The sequence below is a fragment of the Mycobacterium sp. MAC_080597_8934 genome (assembly GCF_000523975.1).
Taxonomy (GTDB): Bacteria; Actinomycetota; Actinomycetes; order Mycobacteriales; family Mycobacteriaceae; genus Mycobacterium; species Mycobacterium avium.
Window position 1 is genome coordinate 15,421 of sequence record NZ_JAOS01000015.1, and the last position, 23,168, is coordinate 38,588.

Genomic DNA, 23,168 nt, shown 5'->3' on the forward strand with positions numbered 1-23,168 from the left:
GCCTACCGTAAAGGATTGGCCTGCCGGGCAAGCGACCTCCCGTCAGTCACCAGTGAAGGATGCCGGCACGCCCAGACGCAGGCGCGGACGATGAGATGACCCGCAGACACGCCAGCACCGGCGCTAGCGGATTTCGAACAGCGCGATACCTCCAGACACAGCCCACGCCACTCAGCGCCGCCGGGCCCCGCGCTTCTCCCGCACCCGCACGTTGATCCGGATCGGCGTCCCCTCGAACCCGAACGCCTCGCGCAGGCGCCGCTCCAGGAAACGCCGGTATCCGGCCTCGAGAAAGCCGGTGGTGAACAGCACGAAAGTCGGCGGCCGGGCGGCGGCCTGGGTGGCGAACAGGATGCGCGGCTGCTTGCCGCCCCGCACCGGCGGCGGGGTGGCCGCCACCACCTCCTTCAGCCAGGAGTTCAGCGGGCCGGTGGCGATCCGGGTGTCCCACGACGCCAGGGCGGTCTCCATCGCCGGCACCAGCTTGGCCACCGCGCGACCGGTTTTCGCGGAGATGTTGACCCGCGGCGCCCACCGCAGCTGCACCAGCTCGCGGTCGATCTCGCGTTCCAGCAGCTCGCGGCGGTCCTCGTCGACCAGATCCCATTTGTTGAACGCCAACACCAGGGCCCGGCCGGCTTCGATCACCATGGACAGCACCCGCTGGTCCTGCTCGGTGAGCGGGGCCGACGCGTCGATCAGCACGATCACCACCTCGGCCGCGTCGATGGCCGAGTGCGTGCGCACCGACGCATAGAACTCGTGGCCGCTGGCCTGCCCCACCTTGCGCCGCAGACCCGCGGTGTCGACGAACCGCCACACCCGATCGCCCAGCTCGATCAGCGAGTCCACCGGGTCCACCGTCGTCCCGGCCACATCGTGCACCACCGAGCGCTGATCGCCGGCCAGCTTGTTCAACAGCGAGCTCTTGCCCACGTTCGGCTTGCCCACCAGCGCCACCCGCCGCGGCCCGCCGGGCCTGGGCGCCACCTCGGACACCTCGGGCAGCGCGGCCAGCACCTCGTCGAGCAGGTCGGCCACCCCGCGGCCGTGCATCGCGCTGATCGGGTGCGGCTCGCCGAGGCCCAGCGACCACAGCATCGCCGCGTCGGCCTCGGCCTTGTCGCTGTCAACCTTGTTGGCGGCCAAGAAGACCGGCTTCCCCGACCGCAGCAGGATCCGGGCGGCGGCCTCGTCGGCGGTGGTGGCGCCGACGAGCGCGTCGACCACCAGGATCACCGCGTCGGCGGTGCGCATGGCCACCGACGCCTGTTCGGCGACCAGCTGCTGCAGCCCCTTGGCGTCGGGCTCCCATCCCCCGGTGTCCTGCACGACGAATCGGCGCCCGGTCCACAGCGCGTCGTAGGACACCCGGTCGCGGGTGACGCCCGGCACGTCCTGCACCACCGCCTCCCGGCGGCCCAGGATCCGGTTCACCAGCGTCGACTTGCCGACGTTGGGCCGCCCCACCACCGCGACCACCGGCGCGGGGGGCGCGTGCGCCGCCTCGTCGAGCTCGAATTCGACCGCTTCCCAGTCGCTTTCGTCGCTCCATGTTCCGTCGTGAGTCACCGCGCCACTTCGCTTCGCTGCCTGACCAGATCCCGCAGGTGGTCGATCACCTGCGCCTCGGTCATGTCACTGGTGTCGACCACCACCGCGTCGGGAGCCGCCCGCAACGGCGACACCCGCCGGGTGGAATCCAGGTGGTCGCGCCGGCGGACGTCGGCGAGCACCGCCTCGTAGTCGTCGGCCAGCCCCGCCGCCACGTTCTGGTCGTTGCGCCGCCGGGCCCGGGTCTCGGCCGAGGCGGTCAGGAAGATCTTCACCGGCGCGTCGGGCAGCACCACGGTGCCGATGTCGCGGCCCTCGACGACGATACTGCCGGGGCCGGAAGCCATTTCGCGCTGCAAGCCGACCAGGCGGGTGCGCACGGCGGGAACCGACGACACCGCGGACACCGCCGCGGTGACCTTGTCGCCCCGGATCTCGGTGGAAACGTCTTCTCCGGCAAGGAAATAACGGTCACCGTCGGGGTGATAGTCCACCGACATCCGCACCGCCTGCGCGGCGCGCCCGACGGCTTCGGCGTCGGCCGGGTCGATGCCGGCGCGCAACACCGCCAGCGTCACCATCCGGTACATTCCCCCGGTATCCAGATAGCGCGCACCCAGCGCGCGCGCCAATCCCTTTGAGACGGAGGACTTTCCGGTCCCCGCGGGGCCGTCGATGGCCACCACGACGTCGGCGCTCACAGCCCGACCGCCTGGTAGAGCCGGCCCACCTCGTCGCGTCCCAGCGCCCGAATGCTGCCCGGCCGCTGCTTGCCCAGGGAAATCGGCCCGATGTCGGTGCGCACCAACGACTCGACCGGGAAGCCCGCGGCCGCCAGCAGCCGGCGCACAATGCGATTCCGCCCCTCGTGCAACGTCACCCGCACCAGCGTCTTGCCCGGGATGGCGTCCACCACCGCGAAGTCGTCGACGCGCGCCATCCCGTCGTCCAGCTCGATGCCCGCGCGCAGCGTCTTGCCCAGCCCGCGCGGTATCGATCCGGTGACCGTCGCCAGATACGTCTTGGGCACCTCGTGGGAGGGATGCATCAACCGGTGCGCGAGTTCGCCGTCGTTGGTCAGCAGGATCAGCCCTTCGGTCTCGGCGTCCAACCGCCCGACGTGAAACAGGTTCTTGTTGCCGCGAACTCGACGTTCGATCAGGTCGCCGATGCACGGCCGGCCGCGGTCGTCCGACATCGTCGAGTGCACCCCGCGCGGCTTGTTCAGCGCCAGATAGACCTGCGACTCGTCGAGGACCACCCGGGCCCCGTCGACCCGGATCACCGCGGCATCCGGGTCGACGCGGGTGCCCAGCTCGGTCACCACCTGCCCGTCCACCTCGACGCGGCCGTCGACGATCAACTTCTCGGCGGCCCGCCGCGACGCGATTCCGGCCTGCGACAACACCTTTTGCAGCCGGATGCCCTGAGCTTCGACCATCAATCCTGGTCCACGTCGAACGTCAGCGCCGCATCGGAGGCCTGACCGCCGGAGAGTTTGACGAAACGTGGCTCGCTGTCCAGGGATTCGCTCAAGTCCTCGATCGTGTCGACGTCGGGAAGCAGCGGCGCGATGTCGGGCAGGTCGGCCAACGACGTCAGCCCCAGCCGCTCCAGGAACAGGTCGGTGGTGGCGAACGTGGTCGCGCCGGTGTCCTCGTCGACCCCGGCCTCGGTGATCAGGCCGCGGGCCAGCAGCGTGCGCATCACGGCGTCCACGTTGACCCCGCGCACCGCGCTCACCCGCGCCCGGGTCACCGGCTGGCGGTAGGCGACGACGGCCAGCGTCTCCAGCGCGGCGCGGGTCAGCTTGGACCGCGCCCCGTCCAGCAGCAGCTTCTCCACATAGGGCGCGAACCGGGCCCGGGTGTACATCCGCCAGCCCTCGCTGGTTTTGCGCAAGTCGATGCCGCTGTCGCGGGCGGTGAGCTCGTCGGCCATCTCCTGCAGCTTGGTGGCGATCCGGTACACCGGCTGCTGGGTCGCGGCGGCCAGCGCCTCCGCGGTGACCGGGGTGTCCACCACCAGCAGCAGCGCCTCCAGCACCGACCCGAGTTCCCCGGACTCCATGGGCGCGGCCTCGGCGATCTCCGGGATGCCCGCCTCGAGCTCGGAGTCGAGATCGACGTCCGGCGCGTTCTCGCTCACAATTCGTCCCGCACTTCTACCAAGGTTTCACCGACCGGACGTTCCCCGGTCCACGAGATTTGGAGCACGCCAAGCGGCTCTGACTGCTCGAATGCTACCGCCCGGGACCGATACAGTTCGAGCAGCGCCAGGAACCGGCCCACCACCTCCATCGATCCCTCGCAGTCGGCGACCAGCTCGGAGAACGTCGCCCACTGCCCGCTGCCCCGCGCTTCCAGGATGGCCAGCAACTTGCGCGCCTGCTCGGGAACCGAGACCTTCACCTCGTGCAGGTGCCCCACCGACACCGTCGGAACGGGCCGCGGGCTGAACGCGACCGCCGCGATCTGGGCGAACCGTTCGGCGTCGACGCCCAGCATCACCTCGGGCAGCAGTTGGGTGAACCGGTCCTCCAGCGACACCGCGCGCGGATAGCTGCGCAGGGCGCTGGCCTCCAGCTCGGCGAACATCTCGGCGACGTGCTTGAACGCCCGGTACTGCAGCAGCCGGGCGAACAGCAGGTCGCGCACCTCCAGCAGGGCGAGGTCTTCGTCGTCGTCCACCTGTCCGGCCGGCAGCAGCCGGGCGGCCTTCAGGTCGAGCAGGGTGGCGGCGACGACCAGGAACGCGGTGGTCTCCTCCAGCTCCAGCTTGGGGCCGATCTCGCGGGTGTAGGCGATGAAGTCGTCGGTGACCTGGTGCAGCGCCACCTCGGTCACGTCCAGGCGGTGCGCGAAGATCAGCTGCAGCAGCAGATCGAACGGCCCCTCGAAATTGGTCAGGCGGACCTGAAAACCGGTCTGGGGTTGCGCCTCACCGTTTGCGGTCGCGTTCACGCGCCGAATCGGTCGATGAACTCGCGGGCCAGCGCGCGGTAGGCGATGGCCCCGGTGGAGCGCGGGGCCCAGGTGGTGATGGGCTCGCCGGCCACGCTGGTCTCCGGGAACCGGACGGTGCGGGTGATGACGGTGTCGAAGACCAGGTCGCCGAAGCGTTCGACGACGCGGGCCATCACCTCGCGCGCGTTGACGGTCCGCGGGTCGTACCGGGTGAGCAGGATCCCGCTGATTTCCAGCTTCGGGTTGAGCCGGTCGCGCACCTTGTCCACGGTGTCGGTGAGCAACGCCAGGCCGCGCAGCGAGAAGTACTCGCACTCGGTGGGGATCACCACACCGTCGGAGCAGGCCAGCCCGTTCACGGTGAGCAGGCCCAGCGACGGCTGGCAGTCGATCAGCACGTAGTCGTAACGGTCCAGCACCGGGTGCAGCGCCCGGCCCAGCGTCTGCTCGCGGCCGACCTCGTTGACCAGCTGGATCTCGGCCGCCGACAGGTCGATGTTGCTGGGCACCAGGTCCATGTGCTTGACCCGGGTCTGCAGCAGCACGTCGTCGATCGACACGCGCGGCTCGACCAGCACGTTGTGGATGGTCTTCTCCAGCTCGTAGTGCGGCACACCCAGGCCCGCTGACAGCGCGCCCTGCGGGTCCATGTCCACCAGCAGCACCCGGCGACCGTACTCGGCGAGCGCCGCACCCAGGTTGATGGTGGACGTGGTCTTCCCGACGCCGCCCTTCTGGTTGCACATGGCGACGACTTTGGCCGGGCCGTGCGAGGTGCGCGGCTGTGGCTCCGGGATCGCCCGCGGCGGCCGCCCGGTCAGGCCGAGCTCGACGCCGTTGTCCGGCCGCTCGGTCATGGCGGGGGTGTTCGGGAGGTGAACATCGTCGGAAAGTCTAACGGGTTCGTCGCGCGAAACCCGGCGACCCGCAGGCAATCAACCAGCCAATATGGGCGGAAATCGGTGGTAGGACGCACATTCCGACAGCCTATTCACTTCCGTCACACCAGCACCAGTTGGCGGGTGGGGACACCGGGCGAAAAAACCGCCGTCGCGGGCACCGGCACGGTCGCCGACGCGCCTATGGTGGCGGCTATGGACCTCAAGCGACGGATACCCCTGCTGCGGTGGTCGGTCTGGCGCATGGCGGCCGGGGTGCAGAACATCACCACCACCGGCCAGATCGGTGACGGACGGGAAGCGGCCGCCGTCGAGTACGTGCTGCGCAACGCGCGGGCCGGCGACATCGACGACGTGCTGGCCACCATCGACAGGTTCGCCTACCAGAAATCGATGCTGATCAACGTCGGCGACGAGAAGGGGCTGATCCTCGACGCCGCGGTGCGCCGCGCCGACCCGGACGTGGCGCTGGAGCTGGGCACCTACTGCGGCTACGGCGCGTTGCGGATCGCCCGGGCCGCCCCGGGCGCCCGGGTGTTCTCGGTCGAACTGGCCGAGGCCAACGCCGCCAACGCCCGCCGGATCTGGGCGCACGCCGGCGTCGCCGACCGGGTGACCTGCGTGGTGGGCACCATCGGCGACGGCGGGCGCACCCTGGACGTCCTGGCCAATGAGCACGGATTCGCTGCCGGCACACTGGATTTCGTGTTCCTCGATCACGACAAGGACGCCTACCTGGCCGACCTGAAGAGCATCATGGACCGGGGCTGGCTGCATCCGGGCTCGATCGTGGTCGCCGACAACATCCGCTGGCCGGGCTCGCCGAAGTACCGCGAGTACATGCATGTCCAGCAGGGCAAGCGGTTCGACACCGTCGAGCACAACACGCATGCCGAGTACCAGACCATGCTCTCCGACCTGATGCTGGAGTCCGAATACCTGGGCTGAGACGCGGCGCGCGGCGGCGAGATGGTCAGCGCGCCCGCGGGTGCGCCTCGGCCCACACCTCGCGCAGCGCGTGCACGGTGACCATGGTGTAGATCTGCGTCGTCGTGACCGAGGCGTGGCCGAGCAACTCCTGCACCACCCGCACGTCGGCGCCGCCCTCGAGCAGGTGGGTGGCGAACGAATGCCGCAGCATGTGCGGCGACACCCCCGAGTTGATCCCGGCGCGCTCGGCCGCGTCCTGCAGCACCTGCCAGGCGCTTTGCCGCGACAGCCGGCCGCCGCGCACGTTGAGGAAGATGGCTGGCGTGCCGCGCCCGCGGCGCGCCAGCTCCGAGCGGCCGCGCACCAGATAGGCGTCCAGCGCGGCCACGGCGGGACGCCCGATGGGCACCAACCGCTGCTTGCCGCCCTTGCCGCGCAGCAGCACCGACCGGGCCTGGGTGTCGACGTCGTCGACGTCGAGGCCGACGGCCTCGGAGATGCGCGCGCCGGTGGAGTACAGCAGTTCCAGCAACGCCCGGTTCCGCAGGGTCAGCGGGCCGTCGGCGGGGCTCTCGCCGCCCGCCGCCTCCAGCAGCGCCAGCACCTGGTCGATGGTCAGGCTCTTGGGCAGCCGGCGGCCCGGCGTCGGCGGGCGCACGGCGCGGGCGACGTCGAGTTCGGCCAACCCCTCGGCCGCCAGGAACCGGTGCAAGCCGCGCACCGCGATCAGCGCGCGGGCCGCCGACACCGCCGACAGCGCGGCGGCGCCGGTGTCGGGATCGCCGCGGCGCAGCGCCACCAGGAAATCGCTCACGTCGTCCTCGCCCACCTTGGCCAGGTCCGAAATCCCGCGGTCCGACAGGTGTTTGGTGTAGCGGCGCAGGTCGCGCCGATACGAGCTGAGCGTGTTCGCCGCGACGCCCCGCTCGATCGTGAGGTGGTCGAGGTAGCCCTGCAGTTGGGTCTCCAACGCCACCGTCGTCATCGCCCGGCCTTCCGCGCGGGAAACGCCGTGGGCCGGTCCTGCCACGGGCTGTCCACCGGACGCGGTCGCTCAAATCCCGTCGTGACGGCGTGGGCGGCCAAAATCCCTGCCACGGCAATGGCATTGACGATTTCACCGCTGAGCACCTTGCGGGCGGCGTCGGCCAGCGGATACCACTCCAGGGTCATGTCGGCTTCTTCGTCGTGCGCCTCGGGTCGGTCGACCCGGGTCAGGCCGGTGGCCAGATACACGCGCACCGACTCGTCGCTGAAGCCCGGCGTGGAGTTCAGATCGACGAGCACCGCCCAGGTCTCGGCCTTCAGCCCCGCCTCTTCCATCAGCTCGCGCGCCGCGGTCAGATGCGCGGCCTCGCCGTGGACGTCGAGCAGCCCGGCGGGCAGCTCCCACAGCCGCCGGCCGAACGCGTGCCGGTATTGGTAGACCATCGGGATGTTGCCGTCGTCGTCCATTGCGACCACGGCGACCGCACCGAAATGTTCGACGATCTCCCGGGTGACGACCTTGCCGCCCGGCATCCGGACCTGGTCGCGGCGTAGCGCGAAAATCTTTCCGGTGTACAGCGTTTCGGACGACGCCGTCTCGAAGACGTGTTCAGCCACGGGCCGCGGGCTCAGGTATGGGCCGCGCAGCGCTGTCCCGGTGCTGGATGCCGTTGGAGGACTGCTCGGGGATTTCCACCGGAAGCAGTTCTCCCGCTTTGTAATCCATGGCCGCCCCGACGAATGCGACGAACAACGGGTGCGGACGGGTGGGCCGGCTCTTCAGCTCCGGGTGGGCCTGGGTGCCCACGATGAACGGGTGCATGTCGGGCGGGTATTCGACGAACTCCACCAGATGGCCATCGGGCGATGTTCCGGAGAACCTCAGGCCGCTTTCGGCGATCTTGTCGCGGTAGGCGTTGTTGACCTCGTAGCGGTGCCGGTGCCGCTCCGACACCTGCGTCGTCCCGTAGGCCCGGGCCACGATCGAATCCTCTTCCAGCACAGCGGGATAGGCGCCCAGTCGCATGGTGCCGCCCAGGTCGGCCGCGCCGGCGACGATGTCCACCTGGTCGGCCATCGTGGAGATGACGGGATCCGGTGTGTCCGGGTCGAATTCGGCCGAGTTGGCGCCGGCCAGGCCGGCCGCGCGGGCGGCCTCGATCACAATGCATTGCAGGCCCAGGCACAGCCCCAGCACCGGCAGCCCGCGGGTGCGGGCGTAGTGGATGGCCCCGATCTTGCCCTCGATGCCGCGGATGCCGAACCCGCCGGGGATCAGCACGCCGTGCACCTCCCCCAGCGCCGCCGCGGCACCGGACGCGCTCTCGCAGTCGTCGGAGGCCACCCACACCATCTCGACCTTGGCGTGGTGGAAGAACCCGCCGGCACGCAATGCCTCGGTGACCGACAGGTAGGCGTCGGAAAGCTCAACGTACTTGCCCACCAAGGCGATTCGCACCGTCTCATGCGGCTCGTGCACCCGGCGCAGCAGGTCGTCCCATTCGGTCCAGTCGACATCGCGGAACGGCAGGTTGAGCCGGCGCACCACGTAGGCGTCGAGCTCCTCGCGGTGCAGCACCTTGGGAATGTCGTAGATGGACGGCGCGTCCGGGGTGGAGATGACGCCGTCGATGTCCACGTCGCACATCAGCGCGATCTTGTTCTTCAGCGCCTCGGGCACGTCGCGGTCGCAGCGCAGGATCAGCGCGTCGGGGGTGATACCAATGCTGCGCAGCGCGGCCACCGAGTGCTGGGTGGGTTTCGTCTTGAGCTCACCGGACGGCGCCAGGTAGGGCACCAGCGACACGTGCAGGAAGAAGACGTTCTCCCGGCCCAGGTCGTGGCGCACCTGCCGGGCCGCCTCCAGGAAGGGCTGCGACTCGATGTCGCCAACGGTGCCGCCGATTTCGGTGATGACGACGTCGGGGCGGTTGCCCTGCGCGTCCGGCTGGGCCATCGCCAGGATGCGGCCCTTGATCTCGTCGGTGATGTGCGGGATCACCTGGACGGTGTCGCCCAGGTATTCACCGCGCCGTTCCTTGGCGATGACGGTCGAATACACCTGTCCCGTAGTGACATTCGCCGAACCGGACAGATCGCGATCCAGGAACCGCTCGTAATGGCCGACGTCGAGGTCGGTTTCGGCGCCGTCCTCGGTGACGAAGACCTCGCCGTGCTGGAACGGGTTCATGGTGCCGGGGTCGACGTTGAGGTACGGATCGAGCTTTTGCATCGTCACGTACAACCCGCGCGCCGTCAGTAGCTGACCGAGGCTGCTGGCGGTCAATCCCTTGCCCAACGAGGATGCAACGCCCCCGCTGACGAAGAGGTGCTTGGTGGCGGTTTGCGGGTGCTTTCGCACAGGCGACCTCCGTGAAGACGGGCAGGGCGTCAAAATTGTTCTAGCGAATCACTAGCTGGGCCTGCCGACCCACGGAAACCCACCCTAACATCCACGGCGCCGCGCCGCGGGGAACACGCCCGCTACTGAGCGACCGTGATCGACGTGGCGCCGTGACCGGTGCCGTACTGCCCGGGGTGGCCGCCGTTCATCAGGTCGTGCAAGCCGAGGACGGCGGTGATGCGGCCCGGCGCGGCGTCGACGTTGTCGACGGTGCTGACCGCGGAGTTCATCCCGGCGTCGGCGCGGGTCACGGCGACGGCGGCGCTTCCGGTCGCCGAACCGTCGCGCCCGGCCAGCAACGTGGCCGAGCCGTGCGGGGCCAGCGCGGCCGAGAACCGGGCCACGCTGACGCCCTGGTTGCCGGCGTCCTGGGGTAGCGCTCCGCCGGTGACGACCAGCGCGGCGTTGGCCGCGCCCAGGTGGTCGCCGCCCTGGTAGGTGATGAAGCCGGTGTCGCGCAGCGCGGCCAGCACGGTGTTGCGCTGGGTCTCGGAAACCTCCGGCGGCGGCGGGCCGGCCGGGGTGGCGTTGGTCAACAAGGCGATTCCCATCAGGTCGCCCGCCTGCGAGCCCTGGTCGACGAGCTTGGTGCTCAGCTGCTGGCCGGCGGGCAGCACCGACGAGTTGACCACCGTCTGCAGCTTCTCCGCGGAATTGGCCTCGACGAATTCCTGGGTCAGCGCCACCGTCGTGGTCACCGTCCCGCCGGCCTGGCCGATGAACTTCGACACCGCGGCCACGTCGTCGTCCTTGGCGTCCGGGGTGCGAAACACCACCACCGACTTGCCGCCCAGCGCGTCGTGCAGCATCCGGCCGGCCAGTTGGGTGTCGAAATTGTTTGCCGCGCTGAGCTTTTCGTTCAGCACGTTCTTCTGGTCGTTGAGCCCGTTGATCTGGGTGTGCAGGTCGCGCTTCTCGTCACGCAGGCTGGACAGCAAGGTGTCGGACAGGAAGCCGGAGCCCAGCACCACTCCCACGGCGAGCGCCAGGAAGACGGCGGCCAGCGACAGGGCGTGTTGGCGTAGCGAGATCATCTAGGTGACCCACTTCTGCACCATCAGCGAGAAGTGGTTCCAGTAGTCGGTGATCCAGTGCAGCACCACACCGTCGGTGCGCGACACCCATAGCGCGACGATGACGGCGATCAGCATGGTCAGCGCCAGCAGCGCGATGGCGCCCGCCGAGATGTGGTTGCGGTACAGGGTGGCGACGGCCTTGGCGTCCACCACCTTCTCCCCCACCCGCAGCCGGGTCAGGAAGGTGGACGGGTTGCTGTGCGCGCGGGTGCGGTCGAAGAACGTCTCGATGTTGGCGGTGTGGCCCGCCGTCACCAGCAGGGCGGCGCCGTGGTGATCGGCCAGCAGCAGGGCCAGGTCGATGGCCGAGCCCGCGGCCGGGAACGTCATCGCCCCCACGCCCAGGTCCTGGATGCGTTCCAGCCCGGGGGCGTGCCCGTCGGCGTCGGCGGGCAGCACCACCTGGGCGCCGCACTTGAGCGCGTCGGCGCTGATCTGGTCGGGATCGCCGACGATGATCTGCGGCCGATACCCCGCCTTGCGCAACACATCCGCGCCGGTGCCGACCCCGATCAGCGCCGGCTGGTACTCCTTGATGAAGGGCTTGAGCGACTTGAGGTCCTCTTCGGCGCTGGGCTCGTCGGCGACGATCACCACGTGCCTGCGGCGCAGGTCGACGTCGATGTCGGGGATGCCGATGCCGTCGATCAGCAGCGGGCTCTCGCTCTTGATGAACTCGATGGTGTTGCCGGCGAACGCCTCGAGGTGGGCGGCCAGCCCGCTCTTGGCCTCGCGCATCAGGTCGGCGATGTCGTGCTCGGTGCGTTCGGTGCCGCGCACCAGCCGGCGGTCGCCGGCGTACACCCCGCCGTCGTACAGGCGGATCTTGGCGCCGTCTTTGACCTTCTTGAAGATGTCCGGCCCGGCCTCGTCGATCAGCGTCACCCCGTTGTTGACCAGCACCTCCGGCCCCAGGTTGGGGTAGCGGCCCGAGACCGACGGGGAGGCGTTGACCACCGCGGCGATGTCGGCTTCCACCAGGGCGTCGGCGGTGATGCGGTCCAGGTCCAGGACGTCGAGCACGACGATGTCGCCGGGGCAGACCCGGCGCAGCAGTCGGTCGATGTTCCGGTCGACGCGGGCGGTGCCGACGATTCCGGGCCGGTCGGTGTTTCGGGAAAGCAGGCCTGACATCTTCATGGGGGCGATTCTGTCGGTGAAGCGTCGGCGAGGTCGGGAGGCGCGCCGTAACATCAGCCTCATAAGTTATCTAGAGTCCCATTAGTCACAGGTGGGTGCCGAACCGGTCACGAACGTCGACTCGATGCGGGACATGGGGCCCGAGGACGTCAACAACTCGACGCTCGCCGGGGAGGCGCACCTTTTAGATCTCGTCCTTCTGGGCGGCGTCGAGCAGCTCGCGGGCGTGCGCCCGGCCGCTGTCGGACTCGCCGAGCCCGGCCAGCATCCGCGCCAGCTCGGCCACCCGCTCGTCGCCGGTGACCCGGCGCACCACGCTGGTCCCGCGCGGCCCGGCGCCGTGCACCACCAGGTGCACGTCGGCGTAGGCCGCGACCTGCGGCAGATGCGTGACGACGATGACCTGGTGGGTGCGGGCCAGCCGGGCCAGCCGCCGCCCGATCTGGACCGCCGCCCGACCGCCCACGCCGGCGTCCACCTCGTCGAACACCATGGTGGTGCCGACGGTCTCCTTGCGGGAGGCGGCCAGCACCACTTCGAGCGCCAGCATCACCCGGGACAGCTCGCCGCCGGAGGCGCTCTTGGCCAGCGGCAGCCGATCCATCCCGCGGTGTGCGGCGAAGCCGAACTCGACCTGGTCGATGCCGTCGGCGCCGGCCCGCACCCGCTCGCCCGACGGCAGCGTCAGCACCGCCGCATCGTCGGAGCCGGAGCCGGCGGGCACGACGTCGGTGCTCACGTCGATGCTGAACTGCGCGTCGGCCATCGCCAGCCCGGACAGCTCGGCGGTGACCTCCTTGGCCAGCCGTTTGGCGGCCTTGCGCCGGATGGTGCTGAGATCCGCTGCGGCCCCGGCCAATTCGCGGCCGAGCTCCTCGACGCGGGCGGCCAGCGCGCTCAGACCCTCCTCGGAGACGTCGAGTTGGGCGAGTCGCTCCCGCGACTCCCGCGCCCAGGCCAGCACGCCGTCGATGTCGGCGGCGTACTTGCGGGTGAGGCCGCGCAGCTCGGACTGCCGGGCCAGCTTGGCTTCCAGCGCGCTGGCGTCGACCGGCAGTTCCTCCAGGAAACCGGCCAGCTCGCCGGCGGCGTCGACCACCACGGTCAACACCTCGCCGATCTGGCCGGCCAGCGCCAGCAGCTTGGGATCGTCGGTGGATTCCAGTGCGGCCCTTGCCTTTCCGAGCGTGTCGACGGCGGACAGACCGGAGCCGTCGGCGTCGTCGGCGGACAGCGCCGCGCGGGCCGCGGCGGCGGCCTCGCGCAGGGTGTCCAGTTCCGAGAGCCGCATAATCTCGGCGACCAGGGCGTCGTCCTCGCCGGGTTGCGGGTCGACGGCGTCGATCTCGCCCAGCGCGAAGGTCAGCCGGTCGGCCTCCAGCGCGAGTTCGCGCATCCGGTTGCGGCGGTCGGCGAGGTCGCGTCGCGCCGACAGCCAGGCGTCGCGCAGTTTGGTGTAGCGCTCCAGCGCGGGCCCGGCCTTGGCGAACCGGTCCAGCGCGCCGCACTGCTCCTCGGGCCGCATCAGTCGCAGCTGGTCGTTCTGCCCGTGCAGGGTCAGCAGTTCGGCGGTGAAGTCGCCCAGCGATTTGGCGGGCACGCTGCGCCCGCCCAGGTAGGCGCGCGACGGCCCGTCGCGGTTGACCGAGCGCAGCGCGATCACGCTGCCGTCCTCGTCGCGTTCCGCCCCGGAGGCGTCCAGCATCTCGTCCAGCCTGACCACCAGGGCTTCGTCGAGATCCGTTGTGGTGAAACGGCCTTCGACGATCGCCCGGTCGGCGCCGGAGCGCACCCGGGTGGCGTCGGCGCGGGCCCCGCCCAGCAGGTGCAGGCCGGTGACCACCATGGTCTTGCCGGTGCCGGTCTCGCCGGTCAACACCGTCAGGCCGCGGTCGAACTCCCCGACCGCGGCGCTGATCGCCCCCAGTGACTCGATGCGGATTTCGGTCAGCATGGCAGTCGCAATCCCGTTCGCGCCGTCAGTTGCCGCGCCACCCGGTCACCGGAAGCCGGAACTTGCGCACCAGCCGGTCGGTGAACGGGGCGCTGTCCAGCCGGGCCCACTTCACCGCGGTGTCACACCGTTTGACCTCGATCCGGCTGCCGGCCGGTATCAGCATCTCGCGGCGACCGTCGCAGAACACCAGGGCGTCGTGGCCGTCGGCCTCGATCTCGATCGCGATGGTGGCGGCCGGGCTGGTGACCATGGGGCGACCGAACAGCGCGTGAGCGTTGTTGGGCACCACCAGGATTGCCTCCAGGTCGGGCCAGAGCACCGGGCCGCCCGCGGAGAACGCGTACGCGGTGGATCCGGTGGGCGTCGACACCAGCACGCCGTCGCAGCCGAAGGCCGACACCGGCCGGCCGTCGATCTCGACCACCACCCCGAGCACCCCGAGCCGCGGGCCCTTTTCCAGGCTGACTTCGTTGAGCGCCCAGCCGTGGTCGGACACCGTGCCCTGATGGCGCACCACGACGTCGAGCGTCATCCGGTTCTCCACCCGATAGTCGCGCGCCACAACATGTTCCAGCACCTTGTCGATGGCCTCGGCCTCGGCCTCGGCCAGAAAACCGATCCGGCCGAGGTTGACGCCGAGCACCGGAATGTCGGCGTTGCGCGCCAATTCCGCGGCCCGCAGAAACGTGCCGTCGCCGCCGAGCACCAGCACCAGCTCGCAGCCGCGGGCGGCCAGCGGGTCGGCGTCGACCACCTCGATCTCGACGCCCATCGCCCGCATGTCGTCGGGCGCCAGGTGCAGCGGCCCCCGGTCGACCGCCTCGGCGGACAGCACACGCAGCGCAATCCCGTTGTCGCCCAGCACCTTCTGCACTCGGCGTGCCGTCTCGGTTGCTTCTTCGCGGCCGGTGTGGACCACCATCAGGACGGTGCGCTCGGCCGGGGTCACTGCGGTCCGCTTTCCACCGCGCGCCGCACCGCGCGGCACAGCGCGTCGCCGGCCAGCGGGCGGTCGGTGCGGGCGCGCAGCCGCAGGAAGTATTCGACGTTTCCCGACGGTCCGGGCAGCGGGCTGGCGGTGACGTCGACGGGGTGCCAGCCCAGCTCGTCGGCGCGCCGGGCGACCGACAGCACGGCCTGCGCGCGCAATTCGGGGTCGTTCACCACACCCCCGGGCCCGACCTGGCCCTTGCCCACCTCAAACTGCGGCTTCACCATGGGAACGATATCCGCGTGCGGCGCGGCGCAGCCAGCCAGCGCCGGCAACACCGTGCACAGCGAGATGAACGACAGGTCCGCCACCACCAGGTCGGCCGGCCCGCCGATCGCGTCCGGTGTCAGGTCGCGCACGTTGGTCCGTTCCACCACGACCACCCGCGCATCGCTGCGCAGCGACCAGGCCAGCTGGCCGTAGCCCACGTCCACCGCGACCACCTCGGCGGCCCCGCGGTCCAGCAGCACCTCGGTGAACCCACCCGTCGACGCGCCGGCGTCCAGGCAGCGGCGGCCCGCCACCGCGATCTCGAAGGCGTCCAGGGCGCCCAGCAGTTTGTGCGCCCCGCGGGACACCCAGCCGCGTTCGCCGTCCGCGGCGACGGTCAGGGCGGCGGTGACGGCGACGGCGGTGCCCGGCTTGCGGGCCGGCATCCCGTCGATGCTCACCTTGCCGGCGCCGATCAGCTCCGCGGCCTGCTGGCGCGACCGGGCCAGGCCGCGCCGGACCAGCTCGGCGTCAACGCGGGCGCGTCGAGACATCCGCGCACTCAGCCCTTCTCCGCCGACTCCAGCGCGGCCAGCAGCACGTCGTGCGCCTCGGAGAGCCGGCGTGCGATCTCTTCGAGTTCGTCGAGCGAGGGGGCCTTGTCGGGGTCTTCGGTGTCCCCGGGCTGGGGCAGCCTGGCCAGCAAGGCGTCGATTTCAGCGCGAATCTGATCGGGATCGATACTCATCGCGTTACCACGCTAGTCACCCGCTAGTCGGTGCGCACCAAAGACCAGCGCGCCAACGCGGCGCGGGCCCGGTCGTCGCCGGCCCGGATGGGCAGCGTGCCGGCGTCCGGCGAGCCCCAGACCGCGCTGGCGACCGCGCGGACCACCGACAGCCCGTCGCCCGACCCGCCGTCGCGTCCGTCGCCGCTGACCGTGATGGCCGTGTCGCCGACGTCGACCCGCCAGCCCGGCTGCGGCGCCACCGCCAGCGCCGCGGCGTCCTGGTGCAGGGCGCGCAGGTCGTGGCCGATGTAGGTGGGGCGCCGGGCGGGCTTGGCGTACACCGCGTCTCGCGCCGAGTTGACCCCGGTGAGCACCAGCAGGCTGGGCAGCCCGGCGGCGTTGGCGCCCTCGATGTCGGTGTCGAGGCGGTCGCCGATCACCAGCGGCGCGCGGAAGTCGCCGCGGGCCGCCGCGTCGCGCAGCAGCGCCGGCGCCGGTTTGCCCGCGACCTGCGGGGTGGCGCCGGTGGCCGCGGCCACCGCGGCCACCAGGGATCCGTTGCCGGGCAGCAGTCCCCGCTCGGTGGGCAGGGTGAGGTCGATGTTGGCGGCCACCCACACCGCGCCGGCCCGGATGGCCAGCGCCGCCTCGGCGAGGTCCGGCCAGCCGATGGTCATGGACAGGCCCTGCACGACGGCGACGGGGCCGTCGTCGTAGCGGCGCACCGGGCGCAGCCCGACGGCCGCGATCTCGCCGGCCAGCGCCTCGGTGCCCACGATCAGCACCGGCGCGCCGGCCGGCAGCTGGCCGGCCAGCAGGTGGGCGGCGCTCTGGGCGCTGGTCGCCACGTCGTCAGCGGTGGCGGTGAAGCCGAGCTCGGTCAGGTGCGCGGCGACCTCGCCGGCGCTGCGGGATGCGTTGTTGGTGACGAACAACGCGCGCCCGGGCAGCCTCGCCAACGCCTGCACCGCGCCCTCGGTGGGCGAACGCCCGCGAAACGCCGTCCCGTCCAGGTCGATCAGCAGGCAATCATGTTGCTGCGCAAGGGTTTTCACGCCGGACACGTCAAGCGAGTTCACTGACCCGGTCTTCGGCGTCGGTGACGCCGTCGAGGTCGGCGGCCGCGGCGTGCAGAAACCATTGCAGCGCCTCGTCGTTGCGGCCGAGCGCCAGCAGCGTGTCGGCGTAGGCGTAGAACAGCCGCGCCGCCGTGGAGCCGGTGCGGGTCGAATCCAGTTGCGGCGTGGACAAAATCGTCAGCGCCTGCTCCAGCTGGCCAAGGTCGGCGCGGGCCCCGGCGGCGACGATGCGCAACTCGTCGGCGTCGTCGCCGGACAGCTCGGCGGCCTCCGGCCCGCGGGCCAGCTCGATCGCGCGCTCCGGACGGCCGAGTCCGCGTTCGCAATCGGCGATCAGGGCCAGCAGCGCGGACTTGCTGCCCATCCGGCGGGCGGCGCGCAACTCCGCCAGCGCCTGGGCCCAATCGCCGCAGTGGTAGGCGGCGATGCCGACCGCCTCGCGGATGGCGGCGATCCGCGACGACCGGGCCCGCGCGGCCCGGGCGTGGCGCAACGCCGCCTCCGGGTCCTCGTCCAGCAGCTCGCCCGCGGCCACCAGGTGCCGCGCCACCGCGTCGGAGGTGGCGCGGTCCAGGGTGCTCAGCTCGCGGCGGATGTCGGGGGCCAGCTGCTTGGCCTCCACCCCCGGCGGTATCGGCGGCCCGTCGCCCGCCGCGCGGTCGGGCGGGGCACCCCGACGCGCCGGGGTCTGCGGCTGGGCGGGGCGGGCACGACCCGGGCCGGACCACGACGCCGGCCGGGTCCGCCGTTCGCCGCGCTGCGGGTGCCTGTCGTCGACCACGCTGCCGAGAATACGGGCCGCCCCGCGCTCAGGATGCCAGCCGGTTACCGAGCAGCGGCGCGATCACCGCCGGGCAGTAGGTCGCGATCGCCACGATGGTGAACCTGCCCGCGGTCTCGTACGACATTCCGGCGCGCTGCGCCATGTCGGCGGCGACCGCGTCGAACGAGCCGCCGGGCTCAAAAAGCCTCGGGCACACCGACTGTCCCATCGCCATGGTGCTGGTCGGTTGGGTGTAGGCGATCCCGGCGTTGGTCAGCGCCGACAGGAACGCGTTGCCCAGCATGTCGGCGCGGATCGGCGCCGACAGCGTCCCGGCCAGCGCCGCCAGCCCGGCGAGCACCCCCACGATCAGTCCGGTCAACCGCACCCGCCTCGCGAAAATCACCGTGACCACAGTGCTCGGCCACGGTCACGTCGACGACACGGTGAGGTAAAGATTGTGCACACGTACGGCGTTTTGCGCGGCCGTCGGGCCGGCGGGCGGTCTACAGCTTTTCCACCCCGGCGATGGTGCGCTTGCCGCGGCGCAGCACCAGCCATTTGCCGTGCAGGAAGTCGGACGGTTGCGGCGCCCAGTCCTCGCGGTCGATGCGCACGTTGTTGACCGAGACGCCGCCCTCGCCGAGGGTGCGCCGGGCGGCCTTGCGGCTCTCGGACAGGCCGCTGGCCACCAACAAGTCGACGATCCCGTCGGGCGCACCGGGTTTGAGCTCGGCGACCGACGTCTCGCGCAGCGCCGCCGCCAGCGTGGCCGCGTCGAGGCGCTCCAGCTCTCCCTGCCCGAACAGCGCCCGGCTGGCGTGCTCGACCGCCTCGGTGGCCGCCTCGCCGTGCACCAGCACGGTCAGCTCGCGGGCCAGCCGCCGCTGCGCGGCGCGCTGCTGGGGGCGCTCGGCGGTGGCCCGCTCCAGCTCGCCCAGCTCGTCGGCGCTCAGGAAGGTGAACCAGCGCAGGTAGCGGATCACGTCGGCGTCGGCGGTGTTGAAGAAGTACTGGTACCACGCGTACGGCGTGGTCAGCGCGGGGTCAAGCCACAGGCTGCCGCCGCCGGTGGACTTGCCGAACTTGGTGCCGTCGGCGGCGGTCACCAGCGGCACCGTCAGCGCGTGCACCGTCGCGCCCAGCTTCTGACGGACCAGCCGCACCCCGGCGATGATGTTGCCCCACTGGTCGGACCCACCGATCTGCAGCACGCACCCGTAGCGCCGGTGCAACTCGACGTAGTCGTTGGCCTGCAACAGCATGTAGCTGAACTCGGTGTAGGAGATGCCGTCGCCCTCCAGCCGGCGCCGGACGGTGTCGCGGTCCAGCATGACGTTGACCGAGAAGTGCTTGCCGAGGTCGCGCAGGAACTCGATCGCCGACAGTTGGCGGGTCCAGTCCAGGTTGTTGACGACGACGGCGCCGGTGGCGGATTCGTCGAAGTCGACGAACCGCTCCAGCTGGCCGCGGATCCGCTCGGTCCACTCGGCGACGGTGTCGGCCTCGTTGAGGGTGCGCTCGCCGACGTCGCGCGGGTCGCCGATCATGCCGGTGGCGCCGCCGGCCAGCACGATCGGGCGGTGGCCGGCGCGCTGGAACCGGCGCAGCGCTAGCAGCGGCACCAGGTGTCCGGCGTGCAGGCTCGGCGCGGTGGGGTCGAAGCCGGCGTACACGGTCATCGGCCGGGCTTCGGCGGCCAGCGCGTCGAGGTCGGTGGACTGCGCGATCAGGCCGCGCCAGCCCAGCTCGTCGAGGATCCCGGAAGACATCGCCGCCGACTTTAGTCGCTGGTCCCGGGGGCGGGCGCCCGCGGACTTCGCCGGTAGGCCGACACCTCCGGGCGCCCGGGCAGCCACAGCCGCCACGGCCGGTCGGCGGCCTGGCTGACCCCGACCCGCGGCCCGCACACCGCGGTCAGCGGCTCGTGCAGCCGCAGGGTCACCGGCGAGTCCGGGTCGAAAAGGTCGATTCCGTTGTCCGCCATGGTGATTCCCATGGCGGCGCACAGGTTGCCCGGGCCGCGGCCAGCGCCGCGGTGTGCACCAACTCGCCGCGGCGGCCGCGCGCGACGTCGGTGCCGTCCTCGAGAGCGGCGGCCCGCAGCAGCACGGCGGCGGCGGTCCCGTCGGGCCCGCAGGACACGTTGGCGCAGACGTGGATGCCGTGGCTGCGGTAGGTGTAGAGCCGCCCGGGCGGGCCGAACATGACGAAGTTGCGGGCCCGCAGCCCCTTGTAGGAGTGCGCCGCGGCGTCGGGCCAGGGCCCGTCGGGGACTCCCCCGTACGCCTCGACCTCGACGATGACCCCGCTCACGCCCCGTCCGGTCAGGGTGGCGCCCAGCAGCCGGCGGGCAGCCTCGACCGGGTCGACCAGCAGCTGCTCGGCAGCGTCGCGCAATCGTCGTCCCGCCTCGACCACGTCAGATCCCTTTCAGCAACCCAACGAACCTACCGGCAGCCCGAACATGGCAATATCCCGGTGTCCCGGGACCCCAAGGAGCCCACATGCACGGAATCGATCCGGCCGCCACGGCCTGGCTGCTGGCCAGCACCGCGCTGGTGTTGCTGATGACCCCCGGCCTGGCGATCTTCTACGGCGGCATGGTCCGCACCACCGGCGTGCTCAACATGATCATGATGAGCTTCATCTCCATCCCCCTGGTGACCGTGGCCTGGTTGCTGGTCGGCTACACGATGGCGTTCTCCCAGGACGGGATGAGCGGGCTGGTGGGCAATCTGCGGCATTTCGGGATGCTCGGCATCACTCCCGACACCACACACGGCGCGGTCCCCGAATTGCTGTACGCCACTTTCCAATTGACGTTCGCGATCATCACCGCGGCGCTGGTCAGCGGCGCGATCGCCGACCGCGCCAAGTTCGCCGCCTGGATGGTTTTCGTCCCGGTGTGGACAGTTGCGGTGTATTCGGTTGTGGCGCACTGGGTCTGGGGGCCGGGCGGCTGGCTGGCCCGGCTGGGCGTGCTGGACTATGCGGGTGGGCTGGTGGTCGAGATCGTCTCCGGCAGCTCCGCGCTGGCCCTGGCGCTGGTGCTCGGGCCGCGGATCGGCTTCAAGAAGGACGCCATGCGGCCGCACAATCTGCCGCTGCTGTTCGTCGGCGTCGGGCTGCTGTGGTTCGGCTGGTTCGGGTTCAACGCCGGATCGGCGTTGGCGGCCAACGGAACCGCCGCGGCCATCTTTCTCAACACCCTGGTGGCCGGCTGCCTGGGCATGCTGGGCTGGCTGTCGGTCGAGCAGATCCGCGACGGGCGGCCCACCACGTTCGGCGCCGCCTCGGGCGTGGTCGCCGGCCTGGTCGCCATCACCCCGTCCTGCGGCACCGTCAACACGCTGGGGGCGACGGTGGTCGGGCTGGCGGCCGGCGTCGTGTGCTCGTTCGCGGTGGGCGCGAAACTGCGCTTCAACTATGACGATTCGCTCGACGTGGTCGGTGTGCACTTCGTCGGCGGGGTGGTCGGGGTGTCGCTGATCGGGCTGTTCGCCACGGCGGTCATGACGGCGGGCCCGCAGGGGCTGTTCTACGGCGGCGGCGTGGCCCAGCTGGGCAAGCAGGCGCTGGCGATCGCGGCGGTGGCGCTCTACGCGTTCACCGTGTCGTTCCTGCTGGCCAAGGCCATCGACCGGGTGATCGGCTTCCGGGTCAGCGCCGAGGACGAGACCACCGGCGTCGACCTGACCCAGCACGCCGAGACCGCCTACGCCGAGGGCGTGCACGGTCACCTGCCGCAGCGCCGCCCGGGCCCCGGCGACCGGTTGAAGTAGCCCCGCGCGACGGTCGTCGGCGCCCGCATAACCCCGTCCGCAGTAACACGTTTCGCGGGGCCTGGACCAAGGCCTTGACAACGCCGACGCGCGGGACGAATATTCATCACATGATGAGTTCATCCGGTGATGAATTAATCGGCGGGGCCGAACCGGCGGTGCGCATCGAGCACCTGCGGGTGGTCCGCGGCAAACGCCCGGCCCTGCACGACTTCTCCGTGCAGATCGCCAAGGGCAGCATCACCGGGCTGCTCGGGCCGTCCGGTTGCGGCAAGACCACCCTGATCCGCTGCATCGTGGGCACCCAGATCCTCACCAAGGGCCGCGTCACGGTGCTCGGAAAACCCGCCGGCAGCGCCGAGCTGCGCCACCGGGTCGGCTACCTGCCGCAGGACCCGACCATCTACAACGACCTGCGGGTGGTGGACAACGTCCGCTACTTCGCGGCGCTGTACGGGTTCGACGGCCAGGCCGCCGACGCCGCCATCGATCGGGTGGGGCTGACCGATCATCGAATTGCCTTGTGCGGCAACCTGTCCGGTGGTCAGCGCACCCGGGTGTCGCTGGCCTGCGCGCTGGTGTGCCGGCCCGACCTGCTGGTGCTGGACGAACCCACCGTGGGCCTGGATCCGGTGCTGCGCGCCGACCTGTGGGATCAGTTCGCCGCGCTGGCCCGCGGCGGGACCACGCTGCTGGTGTCCAGCCATGTGATGGACGAGGCCGACCACTGCGGCGACCTGCTGCTGATGCGGGAAGGGCGGCTGGTCGCCCACACCACCCCGAACCGACTGCGAGAGGACACCGGATGCACGTCACTGGAGGACGCGTTTCTGTCCATCATCAAGCGCAGCACCATGCGCGAAGCCGGCTGACGCTGCGCGGATACACCGCGACCACGACGCGGATCCTGCGCCAGCTGGCCGGCGATCACCGCAGCGTGGCGATGATCCTGCTGGTGCCCGTGCTGGTGATCACCCTGATGTATTTCATGTTCGAGAACGCCCCGCACCGCCCGGGCGGGCCGACCCCGTTCAACAACGCCTGCCTGGTGCTGCTGGGCCTGTTCCCGCTGTTCGTGATGTTCATCATCACGGCGATCACCATGCAGCGGGAACGGGCGTCGGGAACGCTGGAGCGGATTCTGACCACCCCGCTGCGCCGGCTCGACCTGCTCATCGCCTACGGCACCGCGTTCTCCCTAGCCGCTGCGGCGCAAGCGATCCTGGCGTGCATCGTGTCGTTCTGGTTGCTGGGCTTCGACACCGCGGGCAGCCCGGTGTGGGTGTTCGTGATCGCGATCGTCAACGCGGTGCTGGGTGTGGGGTTGGGGCTGTTGTGTAGCGCCTTCGCCCGCACCGAGTTTCAGGCCGTGCAGTTCATTCCGCTGGTGATGGTGCCGCAGTTGCTGCTGGCCGGCATCATCGTGCCGCGGGCGCTGATGCCACACTGGCTGCAATGGATCAGCAATGTGTTGCCGGCCAGCTACGCGCTGGAGGCCCTGCAACAGGTGGGGACGCACCCGGAGTTGACCTTCATCGCGGTGCGGGACATCGTCGTGGTGCTGGGCTTCGCCCTGGCGGCGCTGTGCCTGGCCGCGGCGACACTGCGGCGACGGACGCCCTAGTGGCGATCGCAAGCGCGGCGCAGCCGGGCGCAGCGGGTCGCCACGGAGGGTCCTAGCGTGACGGACGGCCCCG

General features: G+C 70.8%; 23 protein-coding genes and 1 pseudogene. 4 read left to right on the forward strand and 20 right to left on the reverse strand.

The genetic code is table 11. The features are described from left to right. Nucleotides 1–171: 171 nt before the first annotated feature. Genes der through NF20_RS07755 form a run of 6 tightly spaced genes read right to left on the reverse strand, consistent with a single transcriptional unit; the run spans nucleotide 172 to nucleotide 5,377 of the window. A complete protein-coding gene (der, locus tag NF20_RS07730; RefSeq protein ID WP_019732782.1) occupies nucleotides 172–1,572 on the reverse strand; it encodes a ribosome biogenesis GTPase Der in 1,401 nt (466 codons plus the stop codon). Beyond that, nucleotides 1,569–2,255 (reverse strand): (d)CMP kinase, encoded by a 687-nt coding sequence (gene cmk / locus NF20_RS07735; protein ID WP_019732781.1) that lies wholly within the window; start codon nucleotides 2,253–2,255, stop codon nucleotides 1,569–1,571. The genes der and cmk overlap by 4 nt, the downstream gene beginning before the upstream one ends. Continuing rightward, entirely contained in the window at nucleotides 2,252–2,995 is a 744-nt protein-coding gene (locus NF20_RS07740) for a pseudouridine synthase (RefSeq protein ID WP_031348901.1), read from the reverse strand. The genes cmk and NF20_RS07740 overlap by 4 nt, the downstream gene beginning before the upstream one ends. Continuing rightward, a complete protein-coding gene (scpB, locus tag NF20_RS07745; RefSeq protein WP_003876326.1) occupies nucleotides 2,995–3,702 on the reverse strand; it encodes an SMC-Scp complex subunit ScpB in 708 nt (235 codons plus the stop codon). The genes NF20_RS07740 and scpB overlap by 1 nt, the downstream gene beginning before the upstream one ends. Beyond that, on the reverse strand, nucleotides 3,699–4,517 hold the full coding sequence (locus NF20_RS07750) for a segregation/condensation protein A (RefSeq protein ID WP_003876325.1): 819 nt from the start codon (nucleotides 4,515–4,517) through the stop codon (nucleotides 3,699–3,701). The genes scpB and NF20_RS07750 overlap by 4 nt, the downstream gene beginning before the upstream one ends. After that, nucleotides 4,514–5,377: a ParA family protein gene (locus NF20_RS07755; protein WP_009977240.1), complete on the reverse strand. Its 864-nt coding sequence runs from the start codon at nucleotides 5,375–5,377 to the stop codon at nucleotides 4,514–4,516. The genes NF20_RS07750 and NF20_RS07755 overlap by 4 nt, the downstream gene beginning before the upstream one ends. Nucleotides 5,378–5,614: 237 nt before the next feature. Between NF20_RS07755 and NF20_RS07760 the strand changes: the two genes are divergently transcribed. Continuing rightward, nucleotides 5,615–6,367: an O-methyltransferase gene (locus NF20_RS07760; protein WP_033710449.1), complete on the forward strand. Its 753-nt coding sequence runs from the start codon at nucleotides 5,615–5,617 to the stop codon at nucleotides 6,365–6,367. Between the two features lie 25 nt (nucleotides 6,368–6,392). Here the strand turns inward: NF20_RS07760 and xerD are convergent, their stop codons facing one another. The 14 genes and pseudogenes from xerD to NF20_RS07830 form a co-directional block, all read right to left on the reverse strand. Then, nucleotides 6,393–7,334: a site-specific tyrosine recombinase XerD gene (gene xerD / locus NF20_RS07765; RefSeq protein ID WP_019732778.1), complete on the reverse strand. Its 942-nt coding sequence runs from the start codon at nucleotides 7,332–7,334 to the stop codon at nucleotides 6,393–6,395. Then, nucleotides 7,331–7,954 carry an NUDIX domain-containing protein gene (locus NF20_RS07770; RefSeq protein ID WP_003876321.1) on the reverse strand — a complete coding sequence of 208 codons (624 nt, stop codon included), beginning with the start codon at nucleotides 7,952–7,954 and terminating at the stop codon, nucleotides 7,331–7,333. The genes xerD and NF20_RS07770 overlap by 4 nt, the downstream gene beginning before the upstream one ends. After that, nucleotides 7,947–9,698, reverse strand: coding sequence for a CTP synthase (locus NF20_RS07775; protein WP_019732777.1), 1,752 nt, complete (start codon nucleotides 9,696–9,698; stop codon nucleotides 7,947–7,949). The genes NF20_RS07770 and NF20_RS07775 overlap by 8 nt, the downstream gene beginning before the upstream one ends. Before the next feature lie 122 nt (nucleotides 9,699–9,820). After that, entirely contained in the window at nucleotides 9,821–10,774 is a 954-nt protein-coding gene (locus NF20_RS07780; protein WP_009977247.1) for a copper transporter, read from the reverse strand. Then, entirely contained in the window at nucleotides 10,775–11,956 is a 1,182-nt protein-coding gene (steA, locus tag NF20_RS07785) for a putative cytokinetic ring protein SteA (protein WP_003876318.1), read from the reverse strand. A gap of 184 nt (nucleotides 11,957–12,140) precedes the next feature. After that, nucleotides 12,141–13,910, reverse strand: coding sequence for a DNA repair protein RecN (gene recN / locus NF20_RS07790; protein ID WP_011725232.1), 1,770 nt, complete (start codon nucleotides 13,908–13,910; stop codon nucleotides 12,141–12,143). Between the two features lie 25 nt (nucleotides 13,911–13,935). Then, on the reverse strand, nucleotides 13,936–14,862 hold the full coding sequence (locus NF20_RS07795) for an NAD kinase (protein ID WP_003876316.1): 927 nt from the start codon (nucleotides 14,860–14,862) through the stop codon (nucleotides 13,936–13,938). Next, nucleotides 14,859–15,668: a TlyA family RNA methyltransferase gene (locus tag NF20_RS07800; RefSeq protein WP_019732776.1), complete on the reverse strand. Its 810-nt coding sequence runs from the start codon at nucleotides 15,666–15,668 to the stop codon at nucleotides 14,859–14,861. Before NF20_RS07800 ends, NF20_RS07795 begins: the two co-directional genes overlap by 4 nt. Before the next feature lie 8 nt (nucleotides 15,669–15,676). Continuing rightward, entirely contained in the window at nucleotides 15,677–15,862 is a 186-nt protein-coding gene (locus tag NF20_RS07805) for a hypothetical protein (protein WP_003876314.1), read from the reverse strand. A gap of 23 nt (nucleotides 15,863–15,885) precedes the next feature. Further along, nucleotides 15,886–16,899 carry an HAD-IIA family hydrolase gene (locus tag NF20_RS07810; protein ID WP_033710450.1) on the reverse strand — a complete coding sequence of 338 codons (1,014 nt, stop codon included), beginning with the start codon at nucleotides 16,897–16,899 and terminating at the stop codon, nucleotides 15,886–15,888. Between the two features lie 10 nt (nucleotides 16,900–16,909). Next, a complete protein-coding gene (locus NF20_RS07815) occupies nucleotides 16,910–17,704 on the reverse strand; it encodes a tetratricopeptide repeat protein (protein WP_088295121.1) in 795 nt (264 codons plus the stop codon). 28 nt (nucleotides 17,705–17,732) lie between these two features. Further along, entirely contained in the window at nucleotides 17,733–18,101 is a 369-nt protein-coding gene (locus NF20_RS07820; RefSeq protein WP_011725236.1) for a DUF732 domain-containing protein, read from the reverse strand. A gap of 91 nt (nucleotides 18,102–18,192) precedes the next feature. Beyond that, nucleotides 18,193–19,458, reverse strand: a complete 1,266-nt coding sequence (gene tyrS / locus NF20_RS07825; protein WP_011725237.1) for a tyrosine--tRNA ligase — start codon at nucleotides 19,456–19,458, stop codon at nucleotides 18,193–18,195. Between the two features lie 11 nt (nucleotides 19,459–19,469). Beyond that, nucleotides 19,470–20,086, reverse strand: a pseudogene (locus tag NF20_RS07830) (DNA-3-methyladenine glycosylase). 107 nt (nucleotides 20,087–20,193) lie between these two features. Here NF20_RS07830 and NF20_RS07835 point away from each other — a divergent pair. From NF20_RS07835 to NF20_RS07845, 3 genes are all read left to right on the forward strand, one after another. After that, the gene (locus tag NF20_RS07835) at nucleotides 20,194–21,471 is read left to right on the forward strand and encodes an ammonium transporter (RefSeq protein ID WP_023899942.1); all 1,278 of its coding nucleotides are present in this window, start codon (nucleotides 20,194–20,196) and stop codon (nucleotides 21,469–21,471) included. 110 nt (nucleotides 21,472–21,581) lie between these two features. Next, nucleotides 21,582–22,343: an ABC transporter ATP-binding protein gene (locus tag NF20_RS07840; protein WP_003877791.1), complete on the forward strand. Its 762-nt coding sequence runs from the start codon at nucleotides 21,582–21,584 to the stop codon at nucleotides 22,341–22,343. Next, a complete protein-coding gene (locus NF20_RS07845; protein ID WP_196236124.1) occupies nucleotides 22,277–23,095 on the forward strand; it encodes an ABC transporter permease in 819 nt (272 codons plus the stop codon). Before NF20_RS07840 ends, NF20_RS07845 begins: the two co-directional genes overlap by 67 nt. Nucleotides 23,096–23,168 lie beyond the last annotated feature (73 nt).

Excerpts from the sequence above, each read along its gene's own strand:
- NF20_RS07740 (WP_031348901.1), bottom strand. The coding sequence starts at position 2,995 with ATGGTCGAAGCTCAGGGCATCCGGCTGCAAAAGGTGTTGTCGCAGGCC.
- NF20_RS07755 (WP_009977240.1), bottom strand. The coding sequence starts at position 5,377 with ATGACCGAGCGGCCGGACAACGGCGTCGAGCTCGGCCTGACCGGGCGG.
- NF20_RS07760 (WP_033710449.1), top strand. The coding sequence starts at position 5,615 with ATGGACCTCAAGCGACGGATACCCCTGCTGCGGTGGTCGGTCTGGCGC.
- xerD (WP_019732778.1), bottom strand. The coding sequence starts at position 7,334 with ATGACGACGGTGGCGTTGGAGACCCAACTGCAGGGCTACCTCGACCAC.
- NF20_RS07780 (WP_009977247.1), bottom strand. The coding sequence starts at position 10,774 with ATGATCTCGCTACGCCAACACGCCCTGTCGCTGGCCGCCGTCTTCCTG.
- steA (WP_003876318.1), bottom strand. The coding sequence starts at position 11,956 with ATGAAGATGTCAGGCCTGCTTTCCCGAAACACCGACCGGCCCGGAATC.
- recN (WP_011725232.1), bottom strand. The coding sequence starts at position 13,910 with ATGCTGACCGAAATCCGCATCGAGTCACTGGGGGCGATCAGCGCCGCG.
- NF20_RS07800 (WP_019732776.1), bottom strand. The coding sequence starts at position 15,668 with ATGTCTCGACGCGCCCGCGTTGACGCCGAGCTGGTCCGGCGCGGCCTG.
- NF20_RS07805 (WP_003876314.1), bottom strand. The coding sequence starts at position 15,862 with ATGAGTATCGATCCCGATCAGATTCGCGCTGAAATCGACGCCTTGCTG.
- tyrS (WP_011725237.1), bottom strand. The coding sequence starts at position 19,458 with ATGTCTTCCGGGATCCTCGACGAGCTGGGCTGGCGCGGCCTGATCGCG.
- NF20_RS07835 (WP_023899942.1), top strand. The coding sequence starts at position 20,194 with ATGCACGGAATCGATCCGGCCGCCACGGCCTGGCTGCTGGCCAGCACC.
- NF20_RS07840 (WP_003877791.1), top strand. The coding sequence starts at position 21,582 with ATGATGAGTTCATCCGGTGATGAATTAATCGGCGGGGCCGAACCGGCG.
- NF20_RS07845 (WP_196236124.1), top strand. The coding sequence starts at position 22,277 with ATGCACGTCACTGGAGGACGCGTTTCTGTCCATCATCAAGCGCAGCAC.